This window comes from Pseudomonas sp. TE3-3-F2023 (genome assembly GCF_036784815.1).
GTDB classification, from domain to species: domain Bacteria; phylum Pseudomonadota; class Gammaproteobacteria; order Pseudomonadales; family Pseudomonadaceae; genus Aquipseudomonas; species Aquipseudomonas pudica.
Map to the genome: position 1 here is coordinate 3,524,513 of NZ_CP145113.1, position 25,880 is coordinate 3,550,392.

The window sequence follows — 25,880 nt, forward strand, 5'->3', positions numbered from 1 at the left end:
CCACAGGAACTGTGGCGAACCGGAGAGATGGATATGAACAACCGATTCCAAGGCAAGGTCGCCATGGTCACCGGTGCCGCCCAGGGCATCGGCCGTGGCGTGTGCTGGCGGCTCAAGGCCGAAGGCGCACAGGTGGTCGCGGTAGACCGCTCCGAACTGGTTCACGAACTGGCCGGCGAGGGCATGCTCACCCTCACCGCCGACCTGGAACAACACGGCGACTGCACCCGGGTCATGGCCAGCGCGGTTGAAGCATTCGGCCGCCTCGACATCCTGGTCAACAATGTCGGCGGCACCATCTGGGCCAAGCCCTTCGAACACTACGAAGTGGACCAGATCGAAGCCGAAGTACGCCGCTCGTTGTTCCCCACCTTGTGGTGCTGCCATGCCGCTCTGCCGTACATGCTCGAACGCGGCAGCGGCGCCATCGTCAACGTCTCGTCCATCGCCACCCGTGGCGTCAACCGAGTGCCCTATGGCGCGGCCAAGGGCGGCGTCAATGCGCTGACTGCGTGCCTGGCCTTCGAAACCGCCGGCCGGGGCATCCGGGTCAACGCCACCGCCCCCGGCGGCACCGAAGCGCCACCCCGGCGCGTGCCGCGCAACACCGCCGAGCAGACCGAACAGGAAAGGCACTGGTACCAGCAGATCGTCGACCAGACCCTCGACAGCAGCCTGATGCACCGCTACGGCAGCATCGACGAGCAGGTGGGCGCGATCCTGTTCCTGGCTTCCGACGAAGCCTCGTACATCACCGGCGTGACCTTGCCGGTAGGGGGCGGCGACCTCGGCTGAGCGACACCCACAAGGCAAAGAGCTTTCTTTCACAACAAAAACAAGAGCGACAGATGCCATGCGAACCCTTGACGTACACCCGATCATCGATAACGCGCGCTTTACCCCGTTCCACTGGATGGTCATGGCCTGGTGCGGCCTGCTGCTGATCTTCGACGGCTATGACCTGTTCATCTACGGCGTGGTACTGCCGGTCATCATGAAAGAGTGGGGCCTGACCCCGTTGCAGGCCGGTGCATTGGGCAGCTATGCACTGTTCGGCATGATGTTCGGCGCCCTGGCCTTCGGCAGCCTGGCCGATCGCATCGGGCGCAAGAAGGGTATCGCCATCTGTTTCGCCTTGTTCTCCGGGGCAACCATCCTCAACGGGTTTGCCAGCAACCCGAGCGAGTTCGGCATCTACCGTTTCGTTGCTGGCCTTGGCTGTGGCGGCCTGATGCCCAACGCCGTGGCACTGATGAACGAGTACGCGCCCAAGCGCCTGCGCAGCACGCTGGTGGCGATCATGTTCAGTGGCTACTCGCTGGGCGGCATGCTCTCGGCGGGTGTCGGCATCTTCATGCTGCCGCGTTTCGGCTGGGAATCGATGTTCTTCGCCGCAGCGGTGCCACTGCTGCTGTTGCCGGTGATCCTGTACTACCTCCCTGAATCGATCGGTTTCCTGGTACGCCAGGGCCGTAAAGACGAGGCCCGCAAGCTGCTCAAGCGGCTGGACCCGGATTGCGACGTGCAACCTGACGATGTACTGGTCGCTCCTGTGGGAGCGGGCTTGTCCCGCGAAAGGGCCGGCAAGTTCACCGCTGTAGTCGAACTGTTCCGCAACGGCCTGGCCATTCGCACCCTTGCGCTGTGGTTGGCGTTCTTCTGCTGCCTGCTGATGGTCTACGCGCTCAGTTCCTGGCTGCCGAAGCTGATGGCCAACGCCGGCTACAGCCTGGGCTCGAGCCTGTCGTTCCTGCTGGCGCTGAACTTCGGTGGCATGGCCGGGGCGATCCTCGGCGGCTGGCTGGGCGACCGCTACAACCTGGTCAAGGTCAAGGTGGCGTTCTTCATTGCCGCCGCGCTGTCGATCAGCCTGCTGGGCGTCAACAGCCCGATGCCGGTGCTGTACCTGCTGATCTTCATTGCCGGCGCCACCACCATCGGCACGCAGATCCTGCTGTATGCCGGCGCCGCCCAGCTGTACGGGCTATCGGTGCGCTCCACCGGGCTGGGCTGGGCCTCGGGCATCGGCCGCAACGGCGCCATCGTCGGCCCGCTTCTGGGTGGTGCGCTGATGGGCATCAACCTGCCCCTGCAACTCAACTTCATCGCCTTCGCCATCCCCGGCGCAATTGCCGCGCTGGCCATGGCCGTGCACCTGGCCAGCGGCCGTCGGCATGCCCAGGCCATTGCGGCGCAGGCGTAACTCCAGAACAACAACATGAGGTAACCCACCATGACCGTGAAAATTTCCCACACTGCCGAGGTACAGCAGTTCTTCGAAGAGGCCGCGGGCTTTGGCAACGATGCCGGCAGCCCGCGCCTGAAGCGCATTGTGCAGCGCCTGCTGCAAGACACCGCGCGGCTGATCGAAGACCTGGAAATCAGCGAGGACGAGTTCTGGCATGCCGTCGACTACCTCAACCGCCTGGGCGGCCGTGGTGAAGCCGGGCTGCTGGTGGCGGGGTTGGGCATCGAACACTTCCTCGACCTGCTGCAGGATGCCAAAGACCAGCAGGCAGGCCTGGTCGGCGGCACCCCACGCACCATCGAAGGCCCGCTGTACGTGGCCGGTGCGCCCATCGCCGAAGGTGAAGTGCGCATGGACGACGGTAGCGAGGAGGGCGTTGCCACGCTGATGTACCTGGAGGGCCGGGTGCTCGACCCGCAAGGCCGGCCACTGCCGGGGGCCACGGTCGACCTGTGGCATGCCAATACCCGTGGCACTTATTCGTTCTTCGACCAGAGCCAGTCCGAGTACAACCTGCGCCGGCGCATCGTCACCGATGCCCAAGGGCGCTACCGCGCACGCTCCATCGTGCCGTCAGGCTACGGCTGCGACCCGCAGGGGCCGACCCAGGAGTGCCTGGACCTGCTGGGCCGCCATGGCCAGCGCCCGGCGCATGTGCACTTCTTCATCTCGGCGCCTGGGCACCGGCACCTGACCACGCAGATCAACCTGGCCGGGGACAAGTACCTGTGGGATGACTTTGCCTATGCCACGCGCGATGGGCTGGTGGGCGAGGTGGTGTTCGTCGAGGGCGAGGCGGGGCGGCATGCCGAGTTGAAGTTCGACTTCCAGTTGCAGCGGGCCCAGGGCGGTGCGGATGAGCAGCGCAGTGGGCGGCCGCGGGCTTTGCAGGAGGCCTGAAGCCTTATCGCCGGCAAGCCAGCTCCCACAGGATCACCACAGGGCTGAAACCTGTGACCTCTGTGGGAGCTGGCTCGCCGGCGATCAAGGGCACACAGCCCTTGCCATAGATCACCGATGCGAGAGGTGCCATGAAAACCCTGATCAAGGACAGTTCACTGTCCGCCATCGTCGCCGGCTGCATCGCCACGATGATCTCCTACGCAGGCCCCCTGGTGATCATCTTCCACGCCGCAGAAGCCGCCGGCCTGTCCCATCGGCAACTGTCCTCCTGGGTCTGGGCAGTGTCCATGGGCAGCGCCGTGCTTGGCGCGCTGCTCAGCCTGCGCTATCGGGTGCCGGTGGTGATCGCCTGGTCGATACCAGGCTCGGCGCTGCTGGTCACCGCCTTGCCGCAACTGGGCCTGGAACAGGCCGTTGGCGCCTACCTGGTGGCCAACCTGGTTTTGCTGCTGATAGGCATCAGCGGGGCCTTCGACCGCATCATCGCGCGCCTGCCGGGCTCCATCGCCGCCGGCATGCAGGCCGGCATCCTGTTCAGCTTCGGCATCGAGGTGTTCCGCGCCTTGCCGGTGCAACCGCTGCTGGTCGTGGCAATGTTCGTCACCTACGTGCTGATGCGCCGGGTGCAGCCGCGCTACGCCGTGGCGGCGGTGCTGTGCGTGGGCACGGTGGTGACCGTCGTCAGCGGGGCGTTTCGCAGCGAGGCGTTGGTGCTGGAGCTGGCGTCGCCGCAGTGGGTCATCCCGCAGTTCAGCCTGGAAGCGGTATTCAGCCTGGCACTGCCAATGGTGCTGGTGGCCCTGACCGGGCAGTTCATGCCGGGCATGGCGGTGCTGCGCAACGCCGGCTACCCCACGCCTGCCAGCCCGATCATCAGTGCCAGCGCGCTGGCCGGTGCCGCGCTGGCGCCGTTCGGTTGCCACGGGCTGAACCTGGCGGCGGTCACCGCCAGCCTGTGCACTGGCCATGAAGCCCATGAAAACCCACGGCGGCGCTATGTCGCGGCGGTGGCTGGCAGTGCGCTGTACCTGCTGCTGGGGATCGCCGGGGCCGCGCTGATGTCGCTGTTCGCAGCATTCCCCGCTGCCCTGATCGCCGCCCTGGCCGGGCTGGCGCTGCATGGTGCCATCAGCGAAGCCCTGGCCCGCAGCCTGGCGGAACCAACCGAGCGCGATGCCGGGTTGTTCACCTTCCTGGTCACCGCTTCGGGGGTGGCCTTCCTGGGCCTGTCGGCAGCGTTCTGGGGCCTGCTGTTCGGCCTGCTGAGCCATGGGTTGCTCAGGCTGCGCCAGCCACGAGCCCGGGAGATGCTGCGCCGTACCCCATGAACCGTCGTGCTTCCAACGCTTTACCCATAAAAACAAGATCAAGAGAGCTTCGGAATGAACCACACCCCTTGCGTCGCCCTGGGCCTGACTTTGCTCAGCCAACCGTTGCTGGCCGCCGAAGGCGGCTTCTTCGAAGATTCGAAGGCTACCCTGAGTGCCCGTAACTACTACTTCAGCCGCGACTTCTCCGACATCGTCGGGGCCAATCGGCAATCCAAGGCCGAGGAGTGGGCCCAGGGCTTCATCCTCGACTTCAAGTCGGGCTACACCCCGGGTACGGTCGGCTTTGGCATTGACGCCCTGGGCCTGCTGGGTATCAAGCTCGACAGCAGCCCCGACCGTACCAACACCGGGTTGCTGCCGGTGCACGGGGATGGCCGCGCCGCCGACGAATACAGCCGCCTGGCGCCCACCTTCAAGGCACGGTTGTCCAAAACCGAATTGCGCGTCGGCGAACTGCAACCCAACCTGCCGGTGCTGACATTCAGCGACATCCGCCTGTTGCCACCGACCTACCAGGGCGCAAGCCTGAACTCGGCGGAAATCGATGGCCTGACCGTGCAGGCCGGGCACCTGAAAAGCACCCACCTGCGCAATGAAGGCGGTGACGGCAAGATGAACGCCATGCTCGGCCATGTGCCGATGCGCCAGGTAGAAAGCGATGCCTTCAACTACCTGGGCGGGGACTATGCGTTCAATGCCAACCAGAGCAGCGTCAGCCTGTGGTACGGGCAGTTGGAGGACATCTATGAACAGGGCTTTGTCGGCCTCAAGCACAGCAAGCCCGTAGGCAGCTGGGTGCTCAGCGCCAATCTGGGGTATTTCACTGCGCGCGAGGATGGCGATGCGTTGCTCGGCAACATCGACAACCAGGCATTCTTCTCCATGTTCACTGCTCGGCATGGCGGGCACAGCTTCCATGCCGGCTACCAGGGCATTTACGGCGACAGCCCGTTCCCACGGGTGTTCGCCAACATCTCGCCGCTGGGTAACGAAGTGCCGACCTATGAGTTCGCCTACACCGACGAACGCTCGTACCAGGTGCGCTACGACTACAACTTCGCGGCCATGGGCGTACCGGGGCTGACCGCGACCGTACGCTACATAACCGGTAACAATGTCGACACTGGGCTGGGTTACGAAGGGCGCGACCGCGAGCGCGACCTGGACATCGGTTACGCCGTGCAGGGCGGGGTGCTGAAGGGGCTGGGGATCAGGGTGCGCAATGCCATGGCCCGGTCCAACTACCGCAGCGACATCGACGAGAACCGTTTGACGCTGGTCTATACCTGGCAGTTGTTCTGACGCATCCACAGGAGGCCTGCGGGACCTCTGTGGGAGCGGATTGCTTACAATTTCAGTTATCTACGCGACAGCGCAGCCCAAAAGGGCTGGGCAACCTCCCAGAATGAACGCCCATAACCAAGGGAATTGCGCATCAGGGCAGGATGAAGGTAGCTTCTGGAAACCACCTTTTCAGGAATGCCTCCCTTGGACTCCATCACCCAAGCCGTACTCGGCGCGGCCCTGCAAGGTACCGTACTCGGCCGCATCCAGGGCCGCCGCTCTCTGCTGTATGGCGCGGCGCTGGGCACGCTTCCCGACCTGGACGTGATCATCCGCTACGCCGACCCGGTGTCGCAGATGACTTACCACCGCGGCTTTTCTCATTCCCTGTTCGTGCTCACCGGGCTGGCCTTGCTGCTGGCCTGGCTGGTCAACAGGTGCTGGCCAGACAAAGGCTATACCTTGCCCAGGCTGTTCCTGGCGTTCTGGCTGGTGCTGGTCACCCACCCGTTGCTCGACGCTTTCACGGTCTATGGCACGCAGTTGTTCTGGCCCTTGCAGGCTACCCCGGAAAGCTGGGCAGCGGTGTTCATCATCGACCCGGTCTACACCGTGCCGCTGCTGGCCGCAGTGATCTACGCAATCATCAAAGGGCTGACCAGCAAGGCTACGCAGCTGTTGACCTTGGCCCTGGTATTCAGCGCCTGCTACCTGGGTTTCGGCCTGGCCGGACGCATGGCGGCCGAGCAGCGTTTCCAGGCCGCCCTCGACCGCCAAGGTATCGCCGTCAGCCAGGTACGTGCCGTGCCGATAGCCTTCAACAGCCTGGTCTGGCGGGTGCTGGCCAAGACCCCGGAGGGCGATTACTACGAAGGCATCAGCAGTACGTTCGACCAGCAAGCGCCAGAAATGCAGCGTTTGCCGCGTAATCTGCAACTCGCGCAAGCGCTGGCCGGGAACCCGTTGCATCAGCGCTTGCGCTGGTTCACCGATGACTGGCTGCGCTACGACCAGGTCGGCGATGTGCTGGTGGTCAGCGACCTGCGCATGGGCATTCCGGGGAACTACACGTTCCGCTTCAAAATGGCCCACCGTGACAGCCAGGGGGACTGGATTGCCGATGTGCCGTCGATGTGGAAGGGTGCCGGGCCAGGGGCGGCATTAAACGGCGACGACCTGGTGCTGATCTGGCGACGGATCGTCGAACAGCAGCCACCTTTGCCGCTGGCTGCCTGGACCGATCGCTACCTGGGGCCCGCCACAGTCGAACCCGGGCGCTGAGGCATGCGATCAGCCGGGCTGGACATGGTCAAGTGGACGGCGATGCTGACCATGGTCGCCGACCACCTGCGTTTCCTGTGGCCGGGTGCCGATGGCCTGTTCGTAGTGGGCCGGTTGGCGTTTCCGCTGTTCTGCCTGGCGATTGCGGTGAATGTCGGGCGCGCCAGGGGCGGGGCTCTGTACACCCGCGGCAACCTGCGCTATCTGGGGTTGATGCTGGTGTTCGCGGTGCTGTCGGAGCCTGCCTACCGTTGGCTGGACAGTGGTTCGCCAACGTTCAGCGTGATGCCGACCCTGGTGCTGGGGTTGCTGGTTGCGTGGGGCGTGCATCATCCGTCGAGGTCGGCGCGCGTGCTTGGCGTTGCCGGTCTGCTTGCAGGGTGGTTGCTCAATGAACAGCTGATGTACGGGCTGCCGGGGGTGATGCTGCCGGGCGCCTGGTTGATGGCCCGCCGCAAAGGAGGGCCGGCCTGGGTATTGCCTTGCCTGTTGGCGATGGGGGGGAACCTGACCAACAGTTGGTTGCGGGAACATCTGTTGGCGCCCATTACCGTGCTGACGCTGATTGCTGCAGCCTTGGCCATTCCGGTCGGATTGCTGCTGCTGCGTCATGATGATAGGCGGGTGCCTGCAGTGGGACGTTGGGGCTACCTGTTCTATCCGGTGCATCTACTGGTGATCAAGGTCTTCGCTTGATCGCTCTGGCAGCCACACTTGCAGGAGCGTGCAGCCTCGATAGTCCTGGTTGCATTTCACAAATCCATACCCATCTAAACCGGCCGCACCAGACTCAGGAACCACCCATGGAACCCAACCGCTTCGGCGACATCGCCGCCTTCGTCAGCGCCGCGAAGGCCGGCAGCTTTACCGCCGCCGCCGCCACCTTGGGCCTGACGCGCTCGGCGGTGGGCAAGAGCATCGCTCGCCTGGAGGCACGCATGGCCGTGCGCCTGCTCAACCGCACCACGCGCAAGCTGAGCCTGACCGACGAGGGCCTGGTGGCCTACGAGCGCTGGCGGCAGATTCTGGATGACCTGGACGAGGTGGAAAGCACCATGGCCCAGCGCCGCGGCAAGCCCACCGGTACCTTGCGCCTGACAGCACCCCTGTCGTTCGGCCAGCGCCATGTGCTGCCGATTCTCGACCGGTACCTGAAGCAGTGGCCCGAACTGCGCGCGGATATCCGCTTCACCGACCGTTTCGTCGACCTGGTCGATGAGGGTATCGACGTTGCGGTGCGTATCGGCGCACCGAAGGAAGACTCGCAACTGTTGACGCGCACGGTGGCCTGGCAGCAGTTCGTCACCTGCGCCTCGCCCGCATACCTGGGCGCACGCGGCGTACCGCAGGTGCCCTGCGACCTCTACGGCCATGACAGGATCGCCTTCCTGGCCGGCGAAAAGGCCATGCCGTGGCGCTTCCATACCGAAGCGGGGCTGCACCTGTGCGAAGACCCCGGGCGGCTGAACATCGACAGCTCCGAGGCGATGCTCGATGGCGCCCGTGCGGGTTTCGGGCTGATTCACCTGCCCACCTACATCACTGGCGACGACCTGCGCAGTGGCACCTTGGTGGAGGTGCTGCAAGCCTATCGGCCGCCGGCGGACCCGATTCGCATCGTCTATCCAAGCAAGCGCCACCTGTCGCCACGGGTACGCGGCTTCATCGACCTGCTGGTAGCCAGCTGGGAACCGGGCGTGCCCTGGGAATACTGATTGGGGAATGGGAGGCCCCTATGCCGGGCCTGAAACCGGGTTTATCGCTGTCGGCGCAGCAAGGAAACTGGCAGTCACTGATAATCCCTGTGGAGACCCCATGACTGCACTGTCCGTACTGGACCTGGTCATGATCGGCGAAGGCAAGACCTTCGCCGACGCGATCGAAGAGTCCCGCCAACTGGCGCGCCATGTCGAGCAACAGCAATACAGCCGCTACTGGATCGCCGAACACCACGATATGCCGGGCATCGGCTCGGCCGCAACATCACTGGTCATCAACGAAATCGCCAACGCCACCCGGCATATTCGCGTCGGTGCCGGTGGCATCATGCTGCCCAACCACGCGCCGTTGGTGGTGGCCGAGCAGTTCGGCACGCTCGACACCCTGCACCCTGGCCGCATCGACCTTGGGCTCGGCCGGGCGCCGGGCAGCTCCGGGCCGACCGTGCGTGCCTTGCGTGGTGCCGCGCCAGAGCGCGACTTCAGCCAGGACATCGCCGAGCTGCGTGACTACCTGGCCGACAACGGCAAGCGCCGCGTACGCGGCGTGCCGGGCAAGCATGACATCCCGGTGTGGATCCTCGGCTCCAGCCTGTTCGGTGCCGACCTGGCAGCGAAACTGGGCCTGCCCTATGCCTTTGCCTCACACTTTGCCCCGCGCTACCTGCTGCAGGCCATCGCGCATTACCGGGCCAACTTCCAGCCTTCGGCACAACTGGCCAAGCCGTATGTGATGGTGGGCATGAACCTGTTCGCCGCCGATAGCGATGCCGAGGCGGATTACCTGGCCAGCTCCCATCGCAAATGGATGCTGGACCTGCATGTCGGGCGCTTCGGCTTGTTGCCCAAACCGCAGGAGGGGTATGTCGAAAGCCTGCCGGACCATGAGCGCGCGGTACTTGAACAGGTGATGGCCTGCACCGTGGCCGGCGGGCCGGAGCGGGTAAGGGAAGGGTTGCGCACCCTGATCGAGCAGACCGGGGCGGATGAACTGATGATCGACTGCCGCATCCACGACCCGCTGGCGCGGCAGCGTTCGCATGCTTATGCCGCGCAAGCCCTGGCGCAGCTGGGTTAAAGCTACCGGCCTCTTCGCGGGTAAACCCGCTCCCACAGGGGTTGCACAGGCCCTGAAGGCACAGGTGATCCTGTGGGGAGCGGGTTTACCCGCGAAGAGGTCAGAACAGGAGAAGGATCAGCTGCGGGCCAACCGCCCACTTACATAATGCGCCACATCGTTGAACCCCGGCGTCGACGCATGCCCCGGCGTCACCAATGAATCAATGAACGCTTCATCCTCGGCGGTAATCTTCACCGCCAGCGCGCCGCCATAGGTATCCCACTGTTCTTCCGTCCGCGGCCCGACAATTGCCGAACTGACCAGCCGGTTGTTCAGCACCCAGGCAATCGCGAACTCGACGATACCCACGCCCTTGGCCTCCACATAGGCCTGGATCTGCCGGGCGATGGCCAGCGACTCCTGGCGCCATTCCACCTCCATGATGCGCTTGTCCTGGCGCCCGGCACGGCTACCGGCATCCGGCACCGCTCCCGGCGCATACTTGCCGCTGAGCACGCCCCGCGCGAGCGGGCTGAACGGCACCACGCCCAGGCCATGGGCTGCCGCAGCAGTAAGCTGCTCCGGTTCGGCCTGGCGGTTGACGATGTTGTACAGCGGCTGGCTCACCACCGGCCTGGGCACGCCCAGTCGCTCGGCAATGTGGCATGCCTCGGCGATGCGCCAGCCACGGAAGTTGGACACGCCCCAGTAGCGGATCTTGCCCTGGCGCAGCAGGTCGCCGATGGCCTGCACGCTCTCTTCCAGCGGCACTTTGTGGTCTTCGCGGTGCAGGTAGTAGATGTCCAGGTAGTCCATGTCCATGCGCGTCAGCGTGGCTTCCAGGGCATTGAAGATGTGTTTGCGCGATAGCCCGCTGCGGTTGGGCAGGCCATCGGCCGGGCCAAAGCCAACCTTGCTGGCCACGATCCAGTCCTGGCGATGGCGGGCCACCGCTTCGCCGACGATTTCCTCCGCGCGCCCGGCGTTGTACACGTCTGCGGTGTCGATGAAGTTGATGCCCTGGGCCCTGGCCTTGTCGATGATGCGCAGGGCGTCCTCGGTGCTGGTCTGCTCGCCGAACATCATGCTGCCCAGGGTAAGGGCGGAAACCTGCAGGCCACTGTGGCCGAGGGGGCGGTAGATCATGCGCTTGGGTCCTTGTGCGGTCGGCTGATCTACCCGTTTTACACACAACCGGGGCGCAATGAAAGGCAGCCTCAACCGATCAGCGCCAAGGCCTCCTGCAAGCTCAGCGGGCGCTTAAGGCGTTGCGACAGCGTCGCCATGGCATCGGAATAGCCCTTGGCGATGACCGCCTCGACCCGCTCATCCACGCATTGCAAGGCGATGAAGTCGCCTTTTTCCGGCTCGCCGACGAACTCGATACGGTTCCAGTCCCTCGCGTGGCCCAGTACTTCGTATGTGCGGCCATGCTGGTAGGTCCAGAAGAACGGTACGTCGGCGTAGCGGCGCTGCTCGCCAAGCATGTTGGCGGCGGCGATCACTCCATGTTGCTGGGCCAGGCGCCAGTGTTCGATTCGCACCGGGCGCCCGCTGAGCGGGAAGGTGGCGATATCCCCTGCGGCCCACAGGCCATCTGCAGCGCGCATTTCAGCGTCCACTTGCACCGACTTGTCTTCGGTCAGCAGCACCCCTTGTATGAAAGCGGTCGCCGGTCTGACCCCGGTGCCCAGCAGCACCAATGGCGTCTGTAGCCGTTCACCGTTGGCCAGCAGCACGGCCTCGACCTTGCCCTGGCCCTCGATCCGCTCGACCTCGGTGGGGCCATGGAAGGTGACCCCCTTGCGTTCGTGCAGCTCGCGGATACTACGGCCAATGCGCTCGCCCAACTGCCGGGCCAGGGGGACCTCATGGCGGGTGACCAGGTGCACCTGCACGCCATATTTGCGCAAGGCCGAGGCGGCCTCCAGGCCAATGAAACCGTCGCCGACGATCACTGCCGGCTGGCCGGGCTCGGCAGCGTCCAGCAAGTGCGCGGCATCCTCCCTTGAGCGCAGGGTAAATACCCCGGGCAGGTCAACACCCGGGATATCGGGCCGCAGCGCCTTGCCGCCGGTGGCCAGCAGGCAGGCGTCATAGTCGATCTGCTGGCCGTCGGCCAAGGTAACCTGGCGTTTCTGGGTGTTCAGGGTGCGCACCTTGCCATGCTTGCGTTTTAGGTGGCCCTTGCGCAGGGCATCGGCCTCGAGCAGGGCCGGTACTTCATCGGGCGGCATCTGCCCGGCGATCACGAACTTGCTGAGGGAAGTACGATCGTAGGCTGGTTGGTGCTCCTGATCGATCCAGACCAGGCGGCCGGCAAAGCCATGGGCCAGCAGGGTGGAAACTGCGGCGCTGCCCGCGGCACCGGCGCCGACCACCACGAAACAGCGGGCATCACTGTGGCGGGGCGGCTCGGTTCTGGGCAGGGGCTGGTCGTCGACCCAGACTTCGTCGCCCTTGACCCAGGTTTTGTAGCGGCGCAGGTCGGCCAGGGCCGGCGGCTCGCAGACCGCGCCCTCGTCCACCGCGAACGCGGCCTTGTGCCAAGGGCACACCAGCAGGCCGCCGCACACCACGCCTTCATTGAGTGGCGCACCTTCGTGGGGGCAGTTGCCCTGGTAGGCGTGCACCTGGTCGCCCTGGCGGATGAGGATGATTTCCTCGCTGCCGGCCTGGACGCGCAGGGGGCGGTATTCGTCGAGTTGGGCCAGGCGGGCAACGGCGTGCTGGGTCATGGGGGTTCTCCAAAGGGGCCTTTGGAACCATTTGACGCCTGGGTCGGGGAGGGGATGCGTTGAGCTGACGATCGGTGGAGGGTGTGGATTTTACGTGGCCTGGGCTGGCTCCTTCGCGGGCTTGCCCGCTCCCACAGGGATACCACAGTGTTAGAGCTTGTGGTGATCCTGTGGGAGCGGGCGAGCCCGCGAAGAGGTTCAACTGGCCCTTGCAGTACTCAGCGCACCGGACCGGGTAACCCGCAAGGCCACCAGGCTACCGAACACGATCAACGCCGCCAGCGAATACAGTGCGGCATCGGTCGAGCCGGTCTGGTCCTTGATGAAACCGACCAGGTACGGGCTGAGGAAACCGGCCATCTGGCCCACCGAGTTGATGATCGCAAGGCCTGCAACAGCCGCGCTGGCGCTGAGCAGCGCGGTGGGCATCGGCCAGAACATGGGCAGGCCGGTGAGCGCGCCCATGGTGGCGATCGACAGGCCGAGAATGGCGATGGCCGGGTTGCCGGCGAAGTTCACCGCGATCAGCAGGCCGATGGCGCCCATCAGCATCGGCACCACAAGATGCCAGCGGCGCTCGTTGCGCAAGTCGGCCGAGCGCCCGCAGAGGATCATGAATACGCCGGCCAGCAGGTACGGGATGGCGCTGAGCCAGCCGATCAGCAACGGGTTGTCGAAGCCCATGTTCTTGATGATCGACGGCAGCCAGAAGTTGATCGCGTACACACCGCTCTGGATGCAGAAGTAGACAAAGCCGAAGGTCCAGATCAGCGGGTTGGTCAGCACGGCGAGCACGCTGTCGCCGGTAGTGCTCGGCTTGCTGGCGGCATCGGCCTCGAGGTCGGCGGCGATCAGCTGGCGTTCGGTCGGGCTCAGCCAAGCGGCTTTCTGGTAGCCGTCACTGAGCAGGAACACCGCCAGTACACCCAGTGCAACGGTTGGCAGGCCCTGGATCAGGAACATCCATTGCCAGCCGGCCAGGCCATGCTGGCCAGCGGCGAAGTGTTGCAGGATCCAGCCGGAGAACGGCCCGCCGAGCAGGCCCGAAACCGGGATCGCCGACATGAACAGGGCCATGATGCGCCCGCGACGGGCCGCCGGGAACCAGCGCGAAAGGTACAGCACCACGCCCGGGAAGAAGCCGGCTTCGGCGGCGCCGGTCAGCAGGCGCAGGGCGTAGAACTCGGTGGGTGTGGTGACGAACAGCAGGCAGGTGGAGAGGCTGCCCCAGGCGATCATCATCAGCGCGATCCAGCGCCGCGGGCCGAAGCGGTTGAGCGCCAGGTTGCTCGGCAGGCCGCAGAGCACATAGCCGATGAAGAAGATGCCGGCGCCAAGGCCGTACACCGTTTCGCTGAACTTCAGGGCGTCGAGCATCTGCAGCTTGGCAAAGCCGACGTTGACGCGGTCCAGGTAGTTGAACAGGTAGCAGATGAAAATGAACGGAATCAGCCGCAGGGTGATGCGCCGGTACAGCGCGTTGCGGTGGGTGTCCGTGCCTTGGTCAGGGGCGGGGCTGTATGCCATGATCGGGTTCTCTGTTGTTATGGTTGTCGCCGCGTCGCCTGTTCCGGCGCTCGCCCTGACGAGTCTCGGGGACTGCGGCGTGCCTGTCTTTGTGCTTTTGCACAGCACTTGCACCGGGCTGCTGTGCCCGAGCCCAAAACCCTGATCTCCAAAGGACCGCTCAATGTTCGAACTCGACCATGACCTGGCACAGGATATCGTTGACCGGGCGATGGCCATTCTGCCATGCAACGTCAATGTCATGGACAGCCAGGGGTTGATCCTCGGCAGTGGCGAACCGGAGCGTATCAACACCCGCCACGAGGGCGCGCAACTGGTGTTGGCCAACGGCCGTATCGTCGAGCTGGATACCGACGCGGCCAAATGCCTGAAGGGCGTGCAGCCCGGGGTGAACCTGCCGCTGATGCTCGATGGCCGATTGATGGGCGTACTTGGCCTGACCGGTGACCCGCAGCAAGTGCGTACCTATGGTGAGCTGGTGCGCATGACCGCCGAAATGCTGCTGGCCCAGCGCCATTTGCAGGCCGACCAGCAATGGCGACGGCAGCGCTGTGACGATTTGCTGGCCCTGCTGCTGGGCGGCAGCGGCGATTCTCCGCGGTTGCTCGACGAGGCCCGGCAACTGGGCTTGAAACCCCAGTTGCCACGGGTACCGTGCCTGTTCGAACTGGCCTCGGGGCCAGCTGCCGAAACCCTGGCGGCATGGTTGATGAGCCGCTACCCGGACAGTTGGTGCGTAAGCCCGGCCCGCCAGTCGTTGTTGTGGTGTCGCCCGGCTGGCGTGGTGCTGGACGAGCCTCGTCTGCTGGAACGCCTGCAGCGTCATGGCTGGGAGGTGGAGCGGCTGGCCCTGGGCAGTGCCGCGCAAAGCCTGGAGCAACTGCGCCGGGGTTATCGCCGGGTGCGCGACCTGTTGGCCTATGGGCGCGAGGTACTGCCCGGCGAGCGCCTGCTCAGCCTGCAGCGCTACCGGTTGCCAGCATTGCTGTGGCGGCATCGCAACGATGATGCGCTGGATGAACTGCTGGAGCCGTTGCAGCGTATTCGCAGCAAGGACAGTAGCGGACAGTTGCTCACTACTCTGCGCGCCTGGTGTGCCCATGACGGCCAGAGCCAGGCCTGTGCCGATGCCCTGGGCATCCACCGCAACAGCTTGCGCTACCGCCTGGAGCGGATTGCCGAGTTGGGCGAGGTCGACCCACTGCGCATGGAAGGGATGCTTAGCTTGTACCTGGGGTTGCAGCTGCTGCCTGCCGACTGAAGGGCAGCCTGCACCGGCCCAATCGCCGGCAAGCCAGCTCCCACAGGATACTTGCTGCTCTCAGGCCTGTGTTGAACCTGTGGGAGCTGGCTTGCCGGCGATAGGGCCAGTACAGGCGAAAGGCAACTGCCCAAACAACCCGCCCGGCGTTTTGTGCATTTGACCGAGGCCTCCTTGGCAGCCACCTGTCAGCATGCCGCTCATCAGGACAGGAGAACCCCCATGAAGATCGTCATTGCCCCCGACTCGTTCAAGGACAGCCTCGACGCTGCCGGTGTCGCCCGCGCCATCGCAGCGGGTCTGGGCGAGGCATGGCCCGAGGCCGAGCTGGTCGAGTGCCCGATGGCTGACGGTGGCGAAGGCACCATGGATGCGATTCTCGCCGCCAGCCACGGCGAACTGCGTCGTCAGGCCGTGCGCGGGCCCTTGGGGCAAAGCGTGGAGGCGGGCTGGGGCTGGCTTCCGCAAAGCCGCACGGCCATTATCGAAATGGCCCAGGCCAGTGGCCTGCAGCTGGTGCCGCCTGGCCAGCGCGATGCCTGCCGCAGCAGCACCTGGGGCACCGGCGAGCTGATTGCCGCCGCCCTGGCCGCCGGCGCGCAACGGGTAGTGCTGGCCATCGGCGGCAGTGCCACCAACGACGGGGGCAGTGGCATGTTGCGGGCGCTAGGCCTGCGCCTGCTGGACGCCGACGGGCAAGTGCTGGAGGAGGGCGGCCTGGCCTTGGCCAAACTGGCCCGCATCGATGCCAGCGACCTCGACCCGCGCCTGGCTGAGGTGCAGTTCGAAGTTGCAGCAGACGTCGACAACCCGCTGTGTGGCGCCAATGGTGCCTCGGCGATCTTCGGCCCGCAGAAAGGCGCCAACCCACAGCAGGTGCAGGCGCTGGACCACGCCCTGAGTCATTTTGCCGACCATTGTGCGCAGCTGCTGGGTGAAGATGTACGGGACTACCCTGGTTGTGGCGCTGCCGGCGGCATGGGGTTCGCGGCGCGGGCATTCATGGGCGCGCAATTCCGCCCCGGGGTGGAAGTGGTGGCTGAGTTGGCCGGCCTGGATGCCTTGGTGCAGGGCGCAGCCCTGGTGGTGACCGGCGAAGGGCGCTTTGACGCCCAGACCTTGCGCGGCAAGACACCGATGGGTGTGGCCCGGGTTGCCAAGCGCCACGGGGTGCCGGTGGTGGTGCTGGCCGGGACCTTGGGTGAAGGCTACCAACAGCTGTATGCCCACGGTGTCGATGCTGCCTTTGCCCTGGCCAGCGGGCCGATGAGCCTGGAGCAGGCATGTGCCGATGCCGCTGAACTGTTGCGGGCGCGTGCTTGTGATATCGGGCGGTTGTGGCGCCGCGCAACGCGAACTTGATTGACCGCTGCAGTCAGGCGCACCCCGCGCTTGGTCATTGATTTTTTTGTTGTTATCGTAGGAAGGAGAATCGAAGGTAGCCAGCAAATGCCCGTCACAGAGCCATTCCACGACAACGTAGCGGTGTTCACCGATGCCGCACAGGGCCTGGGACTGGCCTGTTCCTTGACGCTTGCGCAGGCGGGCGAGCTGCGTAACCACCTCCAGCCATGCAGCTACCTGCCAGTCAACGTCGCCAGCACCCGCGCCGACCTGGGTGAAAGCCTGGTCTGGGATGAACGCAGCGGTGCGTTGTACTTCGTCGATATCTCTGGCGGGCGCATCAACCGCCTCAGGCCCGATGGCCAAGCCGAGTGCCTGTACGAGTCCGCGGCACGCATCGGCGCGCTGGCGTTGACCAACCAAGGCAACCTGATTTTCACCGAGGATGCCAGCGTGGCCATCTTCGACGTGCCGCTGCGCAAGGTGCGTCGGCATTCGGTGTCGGTTCACCCACGGTCGACCTACCGTTTCAACGACGGCGCCTGCGACCCCCAGGGCCGCTTCGTGACCGGTCTGATGGACGATGCCCTGAGCGGCAACACCGGGGCGCTGTTCCGCTTTGACGGAAACTTGAATGATCAGGTGATCCACGACGACATGGCGTTGCCCACCGGCCTGGCCTGGTCGCAGGACGGCCACACGGTGTACTTCGTCGATTCGGCGGCGCGCTCGATCTATCGCGCCAGTTACCTGGCCGAAGGCCGGCTTGGCGCGGTCACCCTGTTTGCCGAAACCCCCGCCGAACTGGGGCGGCCGGACGGCCTTGCGCTGGACCGCGAAGGCGGCCTGTGGGTGTGCCAGTACCATGGCAGTTGCCTGCTGCGCTATGACCGCCATGGCCACCTCACCGATCAGGTGCTGATGCCGGTGCCTTGCCCCACCAGTTGCTGTTTCGGGGGGGAGGGGATGAATACCTTGTTCATCAGCACCGCGCGCTTCGGCATGAGTGCCGAAGACCTGCACCATTACCCTGATGCGGGCGACCTGTATGCCATCAGCCCCGAAATTGGCGGTATAGCCCGCCATACCTTCAAGGAATGAGCTTTTGTGCCTGGCTGGCCGGTAGCACGGCCAGTTCGCCAAAGCGCTGCGCCGCGTCGATGTAGCGCAATGCCGACTTGGCGTCTTTCCAGCCCACATAGCTCATCAGCGCCTTCAACTCCCAGCCATTGGCCGTGGCCCAGGTGGCAAAGCCACGGCGCAGCGAGTGGCCGGTATACAGCGCCGCCGGTACCCCGGCGCGTTCCAGCATGCGCCGCAGCAGGCCGACCAGGCTGTTGCTGTTGAGCGCGGTGTCGCCGAGGTTGCCCCAGCGGTCGAGCTTGCGGAACACTGGCCCATGGGCGATGCCGGCGACTTCCAGCCATTGCAGGTAGGCCGTGACCGGGCACAACGCCTTGAGGGCCGGGGTGCGGTGTTGCACGCCAAGGGCTTCGCGGTCGCCTTTGCTGCGCGGCAGGAACAGGGTGATGCCGACACCGGCCTCGGCCTGGATGTGCTCTACGCGCAGGCGGGCCAGTTCATCCCCACGGAAACCGCGCCAGAAGCCCAGCAACAGTAGCGCAGCGTCGCGACGCGCCCGGCGCAGGGTGGCCAGGTCACGCTGCTCCCGGGCCTGGCGGGCTTCTTCTTCGAAACATTCCACTGCGCTTTGCAGGTGCTGCAGCAACAGCGGCGCGGCCTGCCTGGGCGGCGTCGGGTGCAAGGTGCGGATGCCGCGCAGCACCTGGCGCACCAACGGCGCCTTGGTCGGGTCGGGGAAACCTTGGGCGACGTGCCATTGGCTGAGCGCCGCCAGGCGCTGGCGCAGGGTGCTCACGGCATGCTGGTCGGCGTGGTCGGCCAGGTAGCGGGCAATGCTCTCGGCCGTGGCCGGCAGAAAACCGCCCCAGTGGGTTTCGAAATGCTCGATGGCGGCCTGGTAGCTGCGCCGGGTGTTGTCACGGGTGGCGGCGCGGACGTAGCGCTCGATGTCGGTCATGGTGCAGGTGCAAGTGGGTGATGGGCACACGATAAACCGAAATGAATTGCCTGTCCCGGCTGCGATGCTGGCGTGCCGACGACCATCACTCATTCTCTGCTCCCGGCCAGAGCTTCTGTTACACGCAGGCCTTGTCCTCGATACCGTTGAACAGCGGGTAGTCGCGCAGCTGCGCCGACGACAGCGGCCGGCTGAAGTGATAGCCCTGGGCGATATCGCAGCCAGCAAGCTTCAGGCACACCACTTGTTCGCGGGTTTCCACGCCCTCGGCTACCACCTCCAGGCCCAGACGTTTGGCAAGGATGATGGTGGACGACACGATCGGGCTGTCGTCGTGGCTGTTGGACAGCGGCGCAATCAGCGAGCGGTCGATCTTCAGTTTGCTCAGCGGCAGCGAGTGCAGGTGGGCGAAGCCGGCGTAGCCGCGCCCGAAATCGTCCAGGCTGACCCCCAAACCGGCGTTGCGCAGGGTGTGCAGGTGCGCCACCGCCGTGCCTTCGGGCTCTAGGATGGTGGTTTCGGTGATTTCCAGCTCCAGCCGCTGCGGAGCGATGGCGTACTGCTGCAGTTTGCTCAATAGCCGTGCAGCGAAATCCGGCTGGCGCAGTTGCAGGGCGGAGACATTGACCGCCAGCCGCGTGTCCCGGCCCTGAGCCCCCCAACCCGACAACGCCTCGCAGGCCAGGCGCAACACCTCCCAGCCCAGCTCGACAATGAAGCCACTGCGTTCGGCAAGGCCGATGAACCGGTCCGGGTACAGCAGGCCGAACTCGGGGTGGTCCCAGCGCACCAGCGCTTCGTAGCCCAGCACCTGCTGGGTGTCGAGGCGGATCTGTGGCTGGTAGTGCAGCACGAACTGGCGCTCGGCCAGGGCGCTGCCGAAGGCCTGTTCGAGGGTGAAGGCGTGGATGTCGGCCAGGTTCAGCGACGGGTCGAAGAAGCGGTACTGGGCTCGGCCGGCCTGCTTGGCCGAGTACATCGCGGCATCGGCACTGCGGATCAGGCTGTCGATGTCCTGGCCATCGCGCGGGCAGATACTCACGCCCACGCTGGGGCTGGTGTTGACCTCCTGGCCGTCCAGCGCGTAGGTGGCCGACAGCCTCTGCACCAGTACGCGGACCCAGGCATTGATCTGTTCCTCGCTGCGCTCGCCGGCCAGCAGTACCACGAACTCGTCGCCACCAAAGCGCGAGGCCTCGTCGCCGGGCTCCAGCAGGCGCTGGATACGCCCGGCCACGGCCTGCAGCAGCAAGTCGCCGATCTTGTGCCCGAGCGAGTCGTTGATCGACTTGAAGCGGTCCATGTCGATGAACAGGATCGCCATCAGCCGGCGCTTGCCGCGTTGCCGGGTGAGCACCTGGCCGGCCATCTCGACGAACTGGCGGCGGTTGTGCAGGCCGCTGAGGTGGTCGGTGGCCGCAGCGTGGCTGCTGCGCCGGTGTTCGTCCTCGAGGCGGCCGATCAACTGCTGGTTGACCTGCTGGGCCTGTTCCAGCGCGCTGAAGGCCTCCTGGCGTTTGCGCAACAGTCGCAAGGTCCACAGCAGGCTGGCGAGGATCATCAGGGTCATGCTCAGGTTCAGCCAGAACTGCCGGGAATAGGCCAGCGTGGAGGGCGCGAGGATTTCCTCCTGGCGCTGGCTGACCACCACGCTGAAACCCCGCCCGGGCAGGCGCCGGTACAGGCTCTGGTACGGGGCGCCGGCCGCGTACTGGGTCAGCATGCCCGCTTCACTGCCGTTGTCCGGCAGCCCTGGCAGTAGTGCGTCATCGGCTACCACCACGCCGCTGCCATCGATGCGCAACCGCTCCAGGCCGTCATCCTGCAACAGGCGCACCAGCCCGCTGGTGCCCAGGTCGATGTGCTGCAGCAGCACGGCGAGGTAGCCGATGTCCAGCTGCACCACCAGGATACTGTCGATCTCGCGGCCGGGCAGGTTGGTCAGCGGCAGCAGGAAGGGCAGGTGCCAGTTGGGCTCGGTGACCGGTTGGCCTGGGGGCTGCACGCTGGGCAGGAACGGTTTGAAACCGTAGCGGGCAACGTGCCGCTGCAACTGGCGCAACCAGTCTTCGGGCAGCTCGTCGGCCTCGTCGGCATGGCTGGCCGATAACAGCCGGCCGCGCCGGTCGTACAGGCTCATGCGCTTGAAAACCGGGTCTTCGGCAAGCATTCGCGCCAAGCTTGCGCTGCCCTGGCGCAGCACCTTCATGTCGTCCTGGGTGACCCGGCCCACGGCCTGGGCGCGATCCACCAGCTGGCGCAGGCTTTCGCTGACGATACTGGCCAGGTTCAGGTGCTCGGCGGCCTTGGCTGACAGCGCGTCCTGGCGGGCGGCGGCCTTCTGCGAAACGTGCAGCCCCCAGAGAAAGGCCAGGGTGGCTGCACAGAGCATCAGGATCAGCAGCCGCAGAAGGCTGGCGGATGAAAGCGAACGGCGAATCACTGCTGATAGTTCCCGACCCTGGGTGATGGTCGAAAAATACGACAGTTAGATGACAGTCTAATGACTGATGGCTAATTGCCTTTAAGGATTGCCCTTATCGGCCAGAGGCGTCTGCAGGCGCGCGGTTTCTTCCTCCATGTAGCTCATCAGCGCGCTGACTTCGGCATCGCCCAGGCGCATGTTGGGCATGGCCACGCGGTTGTACTGTTCGTACAGCAGCATGGCCAGGGGGTCTTTCTGGGCCAGCATCTGGTCAGGCTCCTTCAGCCAGCGGGTCAGCCAGTTGGCATCACGTTGGCGGGTCACGCCCAGCAGGTCTGGGCCGATGCCAGGCTGCCCTGGCTCGGCGTTGCCCAAGGTGTGGCAGGACGAGCAGCGGGTACGGAACAGCTGCTCGCCACTGCTGGGGGCGCGCACCTCGGGAGCCTGGGCGTAGTCGTTGGCCATGGCGCTGGCCTGTTTCCAGTTGTGCAGGCTGTTGCCCAGGCGGTCGGCGAGGATGTACGGGCTTTCGAAGGGCGATGCCTTCATCCAGCGGCCGGTGGCCTGGTTGCCGATGATCAGGCTCAGGTTGTGGTCCTTGGAACGGCCGTTTTCCAGGCCATCGATGTACAGCCCCAGGCTGCGGCGCAATTGTTCGATATCGGCTGGTTCGCCGGTGAGCAGCGTCCAGCCGGGGCCGATACCGAACTTTTCGGCGTAGCGCTTGAGGGTGGCGGGGGTGTCGTTGTAGGGGTCGATGCTGATGGAGTATAGGAAGATGTCCTTGCCAACCCGGTCACCGAGGATTTTCTGTACCTGGCGCAGGCGAGCAGTCTCCACCGGGCAGGAATCGGAGCAGCCGGTGAAAATGAAGTTGATGGCGACCACCTTGTCCTTGATCAGGTCGTCGAAGAAATGCACTTTTTCACCGTCCTGGGTGAGCAGCGGGATGTTGGGGAAGTAGTCGGCGCCCCAGGGCGTTGCAGCTTCGTCGGCCACGGGTTGCTGCGGTTGCAGCGGCCAGAACGGGATACTGGCGGCGAACAGCGAGAGCACCAGCAGGAAACGCCATGAGCCGGACATTATGGACCCTCGTCGATAACGGTAGCGGGGCTGCATGGCAGCCCCGCTTTACCCTCACTTGTATCTGACTGGCGCGGTCACGCTCTGCCCCAGCGCCGACTTCACGGTCACCGTCGCCGGCGTGGCCGGGCCGTAGCCGGAGGTGGTTGCCACCAACCGCCAACTGGCACCGCTGCCGGAAGCGGTCATCGTGGCGGTGCCCAGGTTCACCGGGCCGCCGGTAGTGGCCGCGGTCACAGTGATGCTGTTGCCCGTGGCCACCGAGGTAGTGCCAGCAATTTCCCAGGTGAAACGGTTGCTGCTGAGCACCTGTACCGTGGCACTGGTGACCTGGATCTGGTCGACCACCGCTGCCGAACCTACCGCGATGCTGACCGTGGCCGGCGCTACCGATTCGGCGCCCTTGGCGTCACGCGCCGAGTAGTTGAAGCTGGCGGTGAACGGCGTGGTGACAGTGGCCGGCGGGGTGTAGGTCACCTTGGTGCCATCCGTGCTGGTATTGCCCTGGCCGGAGTCTGGCTGGCTGAGCCCGACGACGGTCAGCGGCAGGTTGCCTTCCGGGTCGGTATCGTTGGCCAGCACGTTCAGGGTGATCGGCTTGCCGGCCGTGGTAGCCGCGCTGTCGTTGGCCGCGACTGGCGGCTTGTTGATGGGGTCGTCGTCGCCACGGTCTTTGGTGCGGAAGGTCGGCAGGCCAACCGAAGCGACGTACTCCACGCCATCCCAGCCTGGCAGCGGGGTCGGCATCACCTGGAACTGGCCTGGGTGCTCCAGGTCCCAGCGCAGCAGCATCGAGGTATCTTCATGCTGGGTGTTGTGGCAGTGTTCCATGTAGGTGCCGGCAAACTCGCGGAAGCGGATCGCCACTTCCACTTCTTCCGAAGAGTCGATATCCGGCCCGATGCGGAACACGTCCTTGCGCGCCCATTTTTCCCATTCCGGCGGTGCCTTGCCGTCGCGGCTGAGGACCACGCCTTCCTCGAAGTGCACATGCACCGGGTGGCTCCAGCCATTGCCGCCGTTGATGATCTTCCACACTTCCAGGGTGCCGTCGCCGCTGAAACCGCCGTCGGTCGACTGCTGGGCCAGCTGTGGCGCCGCGCTGATGCGCCGTGGGTCCATGGAGTAGCCAAAGCCGCCATCGGTCTTGATGGTCCAGGGCTGGGTGTCGGTACCGTCGGAGCGACCGAAGATGAACTCGCGGTGGCGGGCAGCCTGGAGTTTGGCCTGGTCGGTGGCAGAGTTGCGGTCGATCGGCAGCGGCAGCATCTTCATGCCTGCAGCCTTCCCTGGTTTGGCGGGCTCATAGTCTGCCGGGTTCATGCTCAAGTCCTGGCCGCTGTAGGGCTGTACCACTAGTTGCAGGAACTTACCGATTGCTGGATCACCATTTTCCCAACGCGGGCCTTTGGTGGTCTGCTTGATCACTGGCTTGTACTTTTCCGACAGCACGTCGGCCAGCGAGATGGCGCCTTCCGGCCCCTTGCCGCTCTGGTGCTCCTCGAGGTTGACGAAGTACAGCTTGTCGCCGACCTTGATGCCGTTCTTGGCGAAGTTGATGATGATGTCGTAGCGCTCGGCGATGCCTTGCAGCGGCAGGATGCCGTTGTTGTCCTGCAGGTTGCCGTCACCGTTGAGGTCCAGGGTACCGTCGAACGGAACGGTGTGTTCCATGATGTTGCCGTCGTTGGCGATCATGTGGAACGGCACTCGCGCATACGACAGGTTGGAGCCGGTGGGGCCTTTGAATTCGCCACTGGTACCGGCAATTTCACGCACCACGGCGAACTTGAAGTAGCGCGACACCGAGCCGTTCAGGATACGGAAGCGGTAGCTGCGCGCGCGCACCTTGAGCGTGGGCCGGTACTGCCAGTTGACCAGGATCTGGTCGCCGAGGAAGCCATCTGTGTTGAACGGGTTGAACCACAGCTGGCCGTTGGCATCCCAGGCCTTGTCGGCGATCACCAGGTTGACGTCGTAGTCGCGGTTGCCCCACGGCATGCCCGAGCCACTGGGGAAACGCAGGTTGACGCCATCCTGCAGGGCCTCGTTGCCGCGGTCCAGGGCACTGTAGTAGTTCATCATCACGGCGTTGCCTTTGTAGACGTTCTGTGCCGTGAAATCCATCATGTGGTCGTGGAACCAATGGGTGCTCATGGTTTCGCGCCAGTCACCACGGATCTTGATGCTGCCGTTCTGGCAGGTTTTCAGCCCTGGCGAGGCGTCATTGACGAACAGCGTTTCCCCCGGCGAGCAGGGGAACGCCGCGCGTGGGTCCTGGGCGCGGGTGTTGATGGTGTCGTAACCAGCCAGCTGCAACGGCCAGCGGTAATCGTAATACTGGCCGGGGAAGAAGTAGGCATTGGCATAGCCATCGCTCTCGGCCGGCGAATGGCCGTTGTGCTCGTGGGTGGAGAGGGTGTGCAGGCCAAAGCCGTTGTTGGCTGCTGGGTCGATCGGCAGGGCGTTGTAATGGCGCATCAGGATCGGCTGACCATGGCGCGCCATCAGCAGTTTGGGCGGGAACGTACCGTCGAAGGTCCATACCGATTTGTGGTTTTGCAATGGCATCTTCGGATGGAATCGGGTGTCGATGCCCTTGGTGGTGCCGAGCGTGTTCGGGATGTCAGAGGTCTGGTAGTACAGACCTCCCGGGGCAAATTCACCGACTGCATAGTTGTGCAGTTGCTTGCGGTCACGCAGTCCTTGGTTGATGCGTGCACCAGCCTGGGCGGTCTTGAAGCCGGCCTGCGGGTAGAACTCGTTCCAGCGCTGGTGCGACCAGCCTTTTCCTGGTGGCCGGCCTTCCGCCGGCGAGCCGACCGGCTTGCGGTTCAGGAACATCTCGATCTGCGCCTTCCACGGGTTGCGGTCGAGCACATTGGAATACTGGGTCGGGAACGGGTACAGGCCCGGCTGTTTGAGGAAGGCTTCCAGGGCCGTGCCGCTAGGGCCGCTGCGCGCAACCACGTTGGGGTCCTGCGCCGGTGCCGCACCCAGGGTGGGCACCGGGAAGGTCAGGGTTGGCGGCGGCAGCGTGGGGTCGAGTTTTTCCGTGCCGAATTCCTCGAACAGCAGTAGCTGCTGGGTAAACGGCAGTGCCCCGAACAGCGGGCTGGGCTTGCCATTGGTGGGGTATTTGTTGTCGGTTTGCAGGGCCGGTGGCAACACATTGTTGGCGCTTACCGTGTCGCGGTTGCCGTACACGCCATTGGTCAGCTCCAGCGAACCTTGGTTGGCCGGCGGCATGTTGAACAGGTCCAGCAAGGCCTTTGTCGGGTCGGCTGGCTGGTCAGTGTAGGCCGACGGGTCGGTCGGCGGTGGCATGCTGTTGTCGTCGAGGGGAGCGGCGGTCGCCGTCACCAGCCCGAGGCCGAGCATCAGCGTGGTGAGGGTGGATAGCTGGAATGCATGCCTGGCAGGGTGGATCACGGCAGGTGTTTTCATTGCCTTATGCCTCGCTCGCGGCCTTATGGCTTTCAGCCATCAGTGGCGTTTTGCCCGTTTTTGGGGCTGGAGCAACGGCTGTGCCAACCCAAATGCGAGGAATGTGTTTCTAAACAAACCCTTGTGGCGCCTGATGTGAGCTAATGGCCATGGCGTCAAAAATGGGTGAGCCCCCCACTTGTGGGTCAC

The 25,880-nt window shown here is 64.9% G+C and carries 19 protein-coding genes; 12 read left to right on the forward strand and 7 right to left on the reverse strand.

Annotation, left to right across the window (positions count from 1 at the left end; translation table 11 throughout):
- The first annotated feature begins 33 nt into the window (after positions 1-33).
- From V3314_RS15845 to V3314_RS15885, 9 genes are all read left to right on the forward strand, one after another.
- Positions 34-795 carry a 1,6-dihydroxycyclohexa-2,4-diene-1-carboxylate dehydrogenase gene (locus V3314_RS15845; protein WP_046614213.1) on the forward strand — a complete coding sequence of 254 codons (762 nt, stop codon included), beginning with the start codon at positions 34-36 and terminating at the stop codon, positions 793-795.
- A 58-nt stretch (positions 796-853) separates the two neighbouring features.
- A complete protein-coding gene (locus V3314_RS15850) occupies positions 854-2,203 on the forward strand; it encodes an aromatic acid/H+ symport family MFS transporter (protein WP_046614212.1) in 1,350 nt (449 codons plus the stop codon).
- A gap of 30 nt (positions 2,204-2,233) precedes the next feature.
- Positions 2,234-3,148 (forward strand): catechol 1,2-dioxygenase, encoded by a 915-nt coding sequence (catA, locus tag V3314_RS15855; RefSeq protein ID WP_108481605.1) that lies wholly within the window; start codon positions 2,234-2,236, stop codon positions 3,146-3,148.
- A gap of 131 nt (positions 3,149-3,279) precedes the next feature.
- The gene (locus V3314_RS15860) at positions 3,280-4,479 is read left to right on the forward strand and encodes a benzoate/H(+) symporter BenE family transporter (RefSeq protein ID WP_338459248.1); all 1,200 of its coding nucleotides are present in this window, start codon (positions 3,280-3,282) and stop codon (positions 4,477-4,479) included.
- Between the two features lie 54 nt (positions 4,480-4,533).
- Positions 4,534-5,784 carry an OprD family porin gene (locus V3314_RS15865; protein ID WP_046614209.1) on the forward strand — a complete coding sequence of 417 codons (1,251 nt, stop codon included), beginning with the start codon at positions 4,534-4,536 and terminating at the stop codon, positions 5,782-5,784.
- Positions 5,785-5,970: 186 nt separating this feature from the next.
- Positions 5,971-7,047: a metal-dependent hydrolase gene (locus V3314_RS15870; RefSeq protein ID WP_046614208.1), complete on the forward strand. Its 1,077-nt coding sequence runs from the start codon at positions 5,971-5,973 to the stop codon at positions 7,045-7,047.
- Positions 7,048-7,050: 3 nt separating this feature from the next.
- Positions 7,051-7,743, forward strand: a complete 693-nt coding sequence (locus V3314_RS15875; RefSeq protein ID WP_046614207.1) for a TraX family protein — start codon at positions 7,051-7,053, stop codon at positions 7,741-7,743.
- Positions 7,744-7,850: 107 nt separating this feature from the next.
- Positions 7,851-8,762 (forward strand): LysR family transcriptional regulator, encoded by a 912-nt coding sequence (locus tag V3314_RS15880; protein ID WP_196173926.1) that lies wholly within the window; start codon positions 7,851-7,853, stop codon positions 8,760-8,762.
- Between the two features lie 100 nt (positions 8,763-8,862).
- On the forward strand, positions 8,863-9,843 hold the full coding sequence (locus V3314_RS15885; protein ID WP_085598908.1) for an LLM class flavin-dependent oxidoreductase: 981 nt from the start codon (positions 8,863-8,865) through the stop codon (positions 9,841-9,843).
- 117 nt (positions 9,844-9,960) lie between these two features.
- Here the strand turns inward: V3314_RS15885 and V3314_RS15890 are convergent, their stop codons facing one another.
- The 3 genes from V3314_RS15890 to V3314_RS15900 all read right to left on the reverse strand — a co-directional run bounded on the left by V3314_RS15890 (position 9,961) and on the right by V3314_RS15900 (position 14,090).
- Entirely contained in the window at positions 9,961-10,971 is a 1,011-nt protein-coding gene (locus V3314_RS15890; RefSeq protein ID WP_338459249.1) for an aldo/keto reductase, read from the reverse strand.
- A gap of 71 nt (positions 10,972-11,042) precedes the next feature.
- Positions 11,043-12,563 carry an FAD-dependent oxidoreductase gene (locus V3314_RS15895; RefSeq protein ID WP_338459250.1) on the reverse strand — a complete coding sequence of 507 codons (1,521 nt, stop codon included), beginning with the start codon at positions 12,561-12,563 and terminating at the stop codon, positions 11,043-11,045.
- A 198-nt stretch (positions 12,564-12,761) separates the two neighbouring features.
- Positions 12,762-14,090, reverse strand: coding sequence for an MFS transporter (locus V3314_RS15900; RefSeq protein ID WP_046614202.1), 1,329 nt, complete (start codon positions 14,088-14,090; stop codon positions 12,762-12,764).
- Between the two features lie 163 nt (positions 14,091-14,253).
- On the opposite strand from V3314_RS15900, the gene V3314_RS15905 reads away from it, so the two are divergent.
- From V3314_RS15905 to V3314_RS15915, 3 genes are all read left to right on the forward strand, one after another.
- Positions 14,254-15,351: a sugar diacid recognition domain-containing protein gene (locus tag V3314_RS15905; protein WP_025339054.1), complete on the forward strand. Its 1,098-nt coding sequence runs from the start codon at positions 14,254-14,256 to the stop codon at positions 15,349-15,351.
- A 222-nt stretch (positions 15,352-15,573) separates the two neighbouring features.
- The gene (locus tag V3314_RS15910; protein ID WP_046614201.1) at positions 15,574-16,713 is read left to right on the forward strand and encodes a glycerate kinase; all 1,140 of its coding nucleotides are present in this window, start codon (positions 15,574-15,576) and stop codon (positions 16,711-16,713) included.
- 87 nt (positions 16,714-16,800) lie between these two features.
- A complete protein-coding gene (locus V3314_RS15915; RefSeq protein ID WP_046614200.1) occupies positions 16,801-17,796 on the forward strand; it encodes an SMP-30/gluconolactonase/LRE family protein in 996 nt (331 codons plus the stop codon).
- On the opposite strand, the gene V3314_RS15920 is transcribed toward V3314_RS15915, so the two are convergent.
- The 4 genes from V3314_RS15920 to V3314_RS15935 all read right to left on the reverse strand — a co-directional run bounded on the left by V3314_RS15920 (position 17,786) and on the right by V3314_RS15935 (position 25,691).
- Positions 17,786-18,736 carry a site-specific integrase gene (locus tag V3314_RS15920; protein WP_338459251.1) on the reverse strand — a complete coding sequence of 317 codons (951 nt, stop codon included), beginning with the start codon at positions 18,734-18,736 and terminating at the stop codon, positions 17,786-17,788. The two genes, V3314_RS15915 and V3314_RS15920, sit on opposite strands and share 11 nt — an antisense overlap.
- Positions 18,737-18,854: 118 nt before the next feature.
- Positions 18,855-21,179, reverse strand: a complete 2,325-nt coding sequence (locus V3314_RS15925) for an EAL domain-containing protein (RefSeq protein WP_338459252.1) — start codon at positions 21,177-21,179, stop codon at positions 18,855-18,857.
- An 81-nt stretch (positions 21,180-21,260) separates the two neighbouring features.
- Positions 21,261-22,244 carry an SCO family protein gene (locus tag V3314_RS15930; RefSeq protein ID WP_046614197.1) on the reverse strand — a complete coding sequence of 328 codons (984 nt, stop codon included), beginning with the start codon at positions 22,242-22,244 and terminating at the stop codon, positions 21,261-21,263.
- 54 nt (positions 22,245-22,298) lie between these two features.
- Entirely contained in the window at positions 22,299-25,691 is a 3,393-nt protein-coding gene (locus V3314_RS15935; RefSeq protein ID WP_338459253.1) for a multicopper oxidase domain-containing protein, read from the reverse strand.
- Between the last annotated feature and the right edge of the window lie 189 nt (positions 25,692-25,880).

Coding starts and splice junctions, on each gene's coding strand:
- V3314_RS15935 (WP_338459253.1), bottom strand. CDS start 25,691: ATGAAAACACCTGCCGTGATCCACCCTGCCAGGCATGCATTCCAGCTA.
- V3314_RS15910 (WP_046614201.1), top strand. CDS start 15,574: ATGAAGATCGTCATTGCCCCCGACTCGTTCAAGGACAGCCTCGACGCT.
- V3314_RS15905 (WP_025339054.1), top strand. CDS start 14,254: ATGTTCGAACTCGACCATGACCTGGCACAGGATATCGTTGACCGGGCG.
- V3314_RS15850 (WP_046614212.1), top strand. CDS start 854: ATGCGAACCCTTGACGTACACCCGATCATCGATAACGCGCGCTTTACC.
- V3314_RS15890 (WP_338459249.1), bottom strand. CDS start 10,971: ATGATCTACCGCCCCCTCGGCCACAGTGGCCTGCAGGTTTCCGCCCTT.
- V3314_RS15915 (WP_046614200.1), top strand. CDS start 16,801: ATGCCCGTCACAGAGCCATTCCACGACAACGTAGCGGTGTTCACCGAT.
- V3314_RS15860 (WP_338459248.1), top strand. CDS start 3,280: ATGAAAACCCTGATCAAGGACAGTTCACTGTCCGCCATCGTCGCCGGC.
- V3314_RS15880 (WP_196173926.1), top strand. CDS start 7,851: ATGGAACCCAACCGCTTCGGCGACATCGCCGCCTTCGTCAGCGCCGCG.
- V3314_RS15900 (WP_046614202.1), bottom strand. CDS start 14,090: ATGGCATACAGCCCCGCCCCTGACCAAGGCACGGACACCCACCGCAAC.
- V3314_RS15920 (WP_338459251.1), bottom strand. CDS start 18,736: ATGACCGACATCGAGCGCTACGTCCGCGCCGCCACCCGTGACAACACC.
- V3314_RS15845 (WP_046614213.1), top strand. CDS start 34: ATGAACAACCGATTCCAAGGCAAGGTCGCCATGGTCACCGGTGCCGCC.
- V3314_RS15885 (WP_085598908.1), top strand. CDS start 8,863: ATGACTGCACTGTCCGTACTGGACCTGGTCATGATCGGCGAAGGCAAG.
- V3314_RS15930 (WP_046614197.1), bottom strand. CDS start 22,244: ATGTCCGGCTCATGGCGTTTCCTGCTGGTGCTCTCGCTGTTCGCCGCC.
- V3314_RS15865 (WP_046614209.1), top strand. CDS start 4,534: ATGAACCACACCCCTTGCGTCGCCCTGGGCCTGACTTTGCTCAGCCAA.
- V3314_RS15895 (WP_338459250.1), bottom strand. CDS start 12,563: ATGACCCAGCACGCCGTTGCCCGCCTGGCCCAACTCGACGAATACCGC.
- catA (WP_108481605.1), top strand. CDS start 2,234: ATGACCGTGAAAATTTCCCACACTGCCGAGGTACAGCAGTTCTTCGAA.
- V3314_RS15875 (WP_046614207.1), top strand. CDS start 7,051: ATGCGATCAGCCGGGCTGGACATGGTCAAGTGGACGGCGATGCTGACC.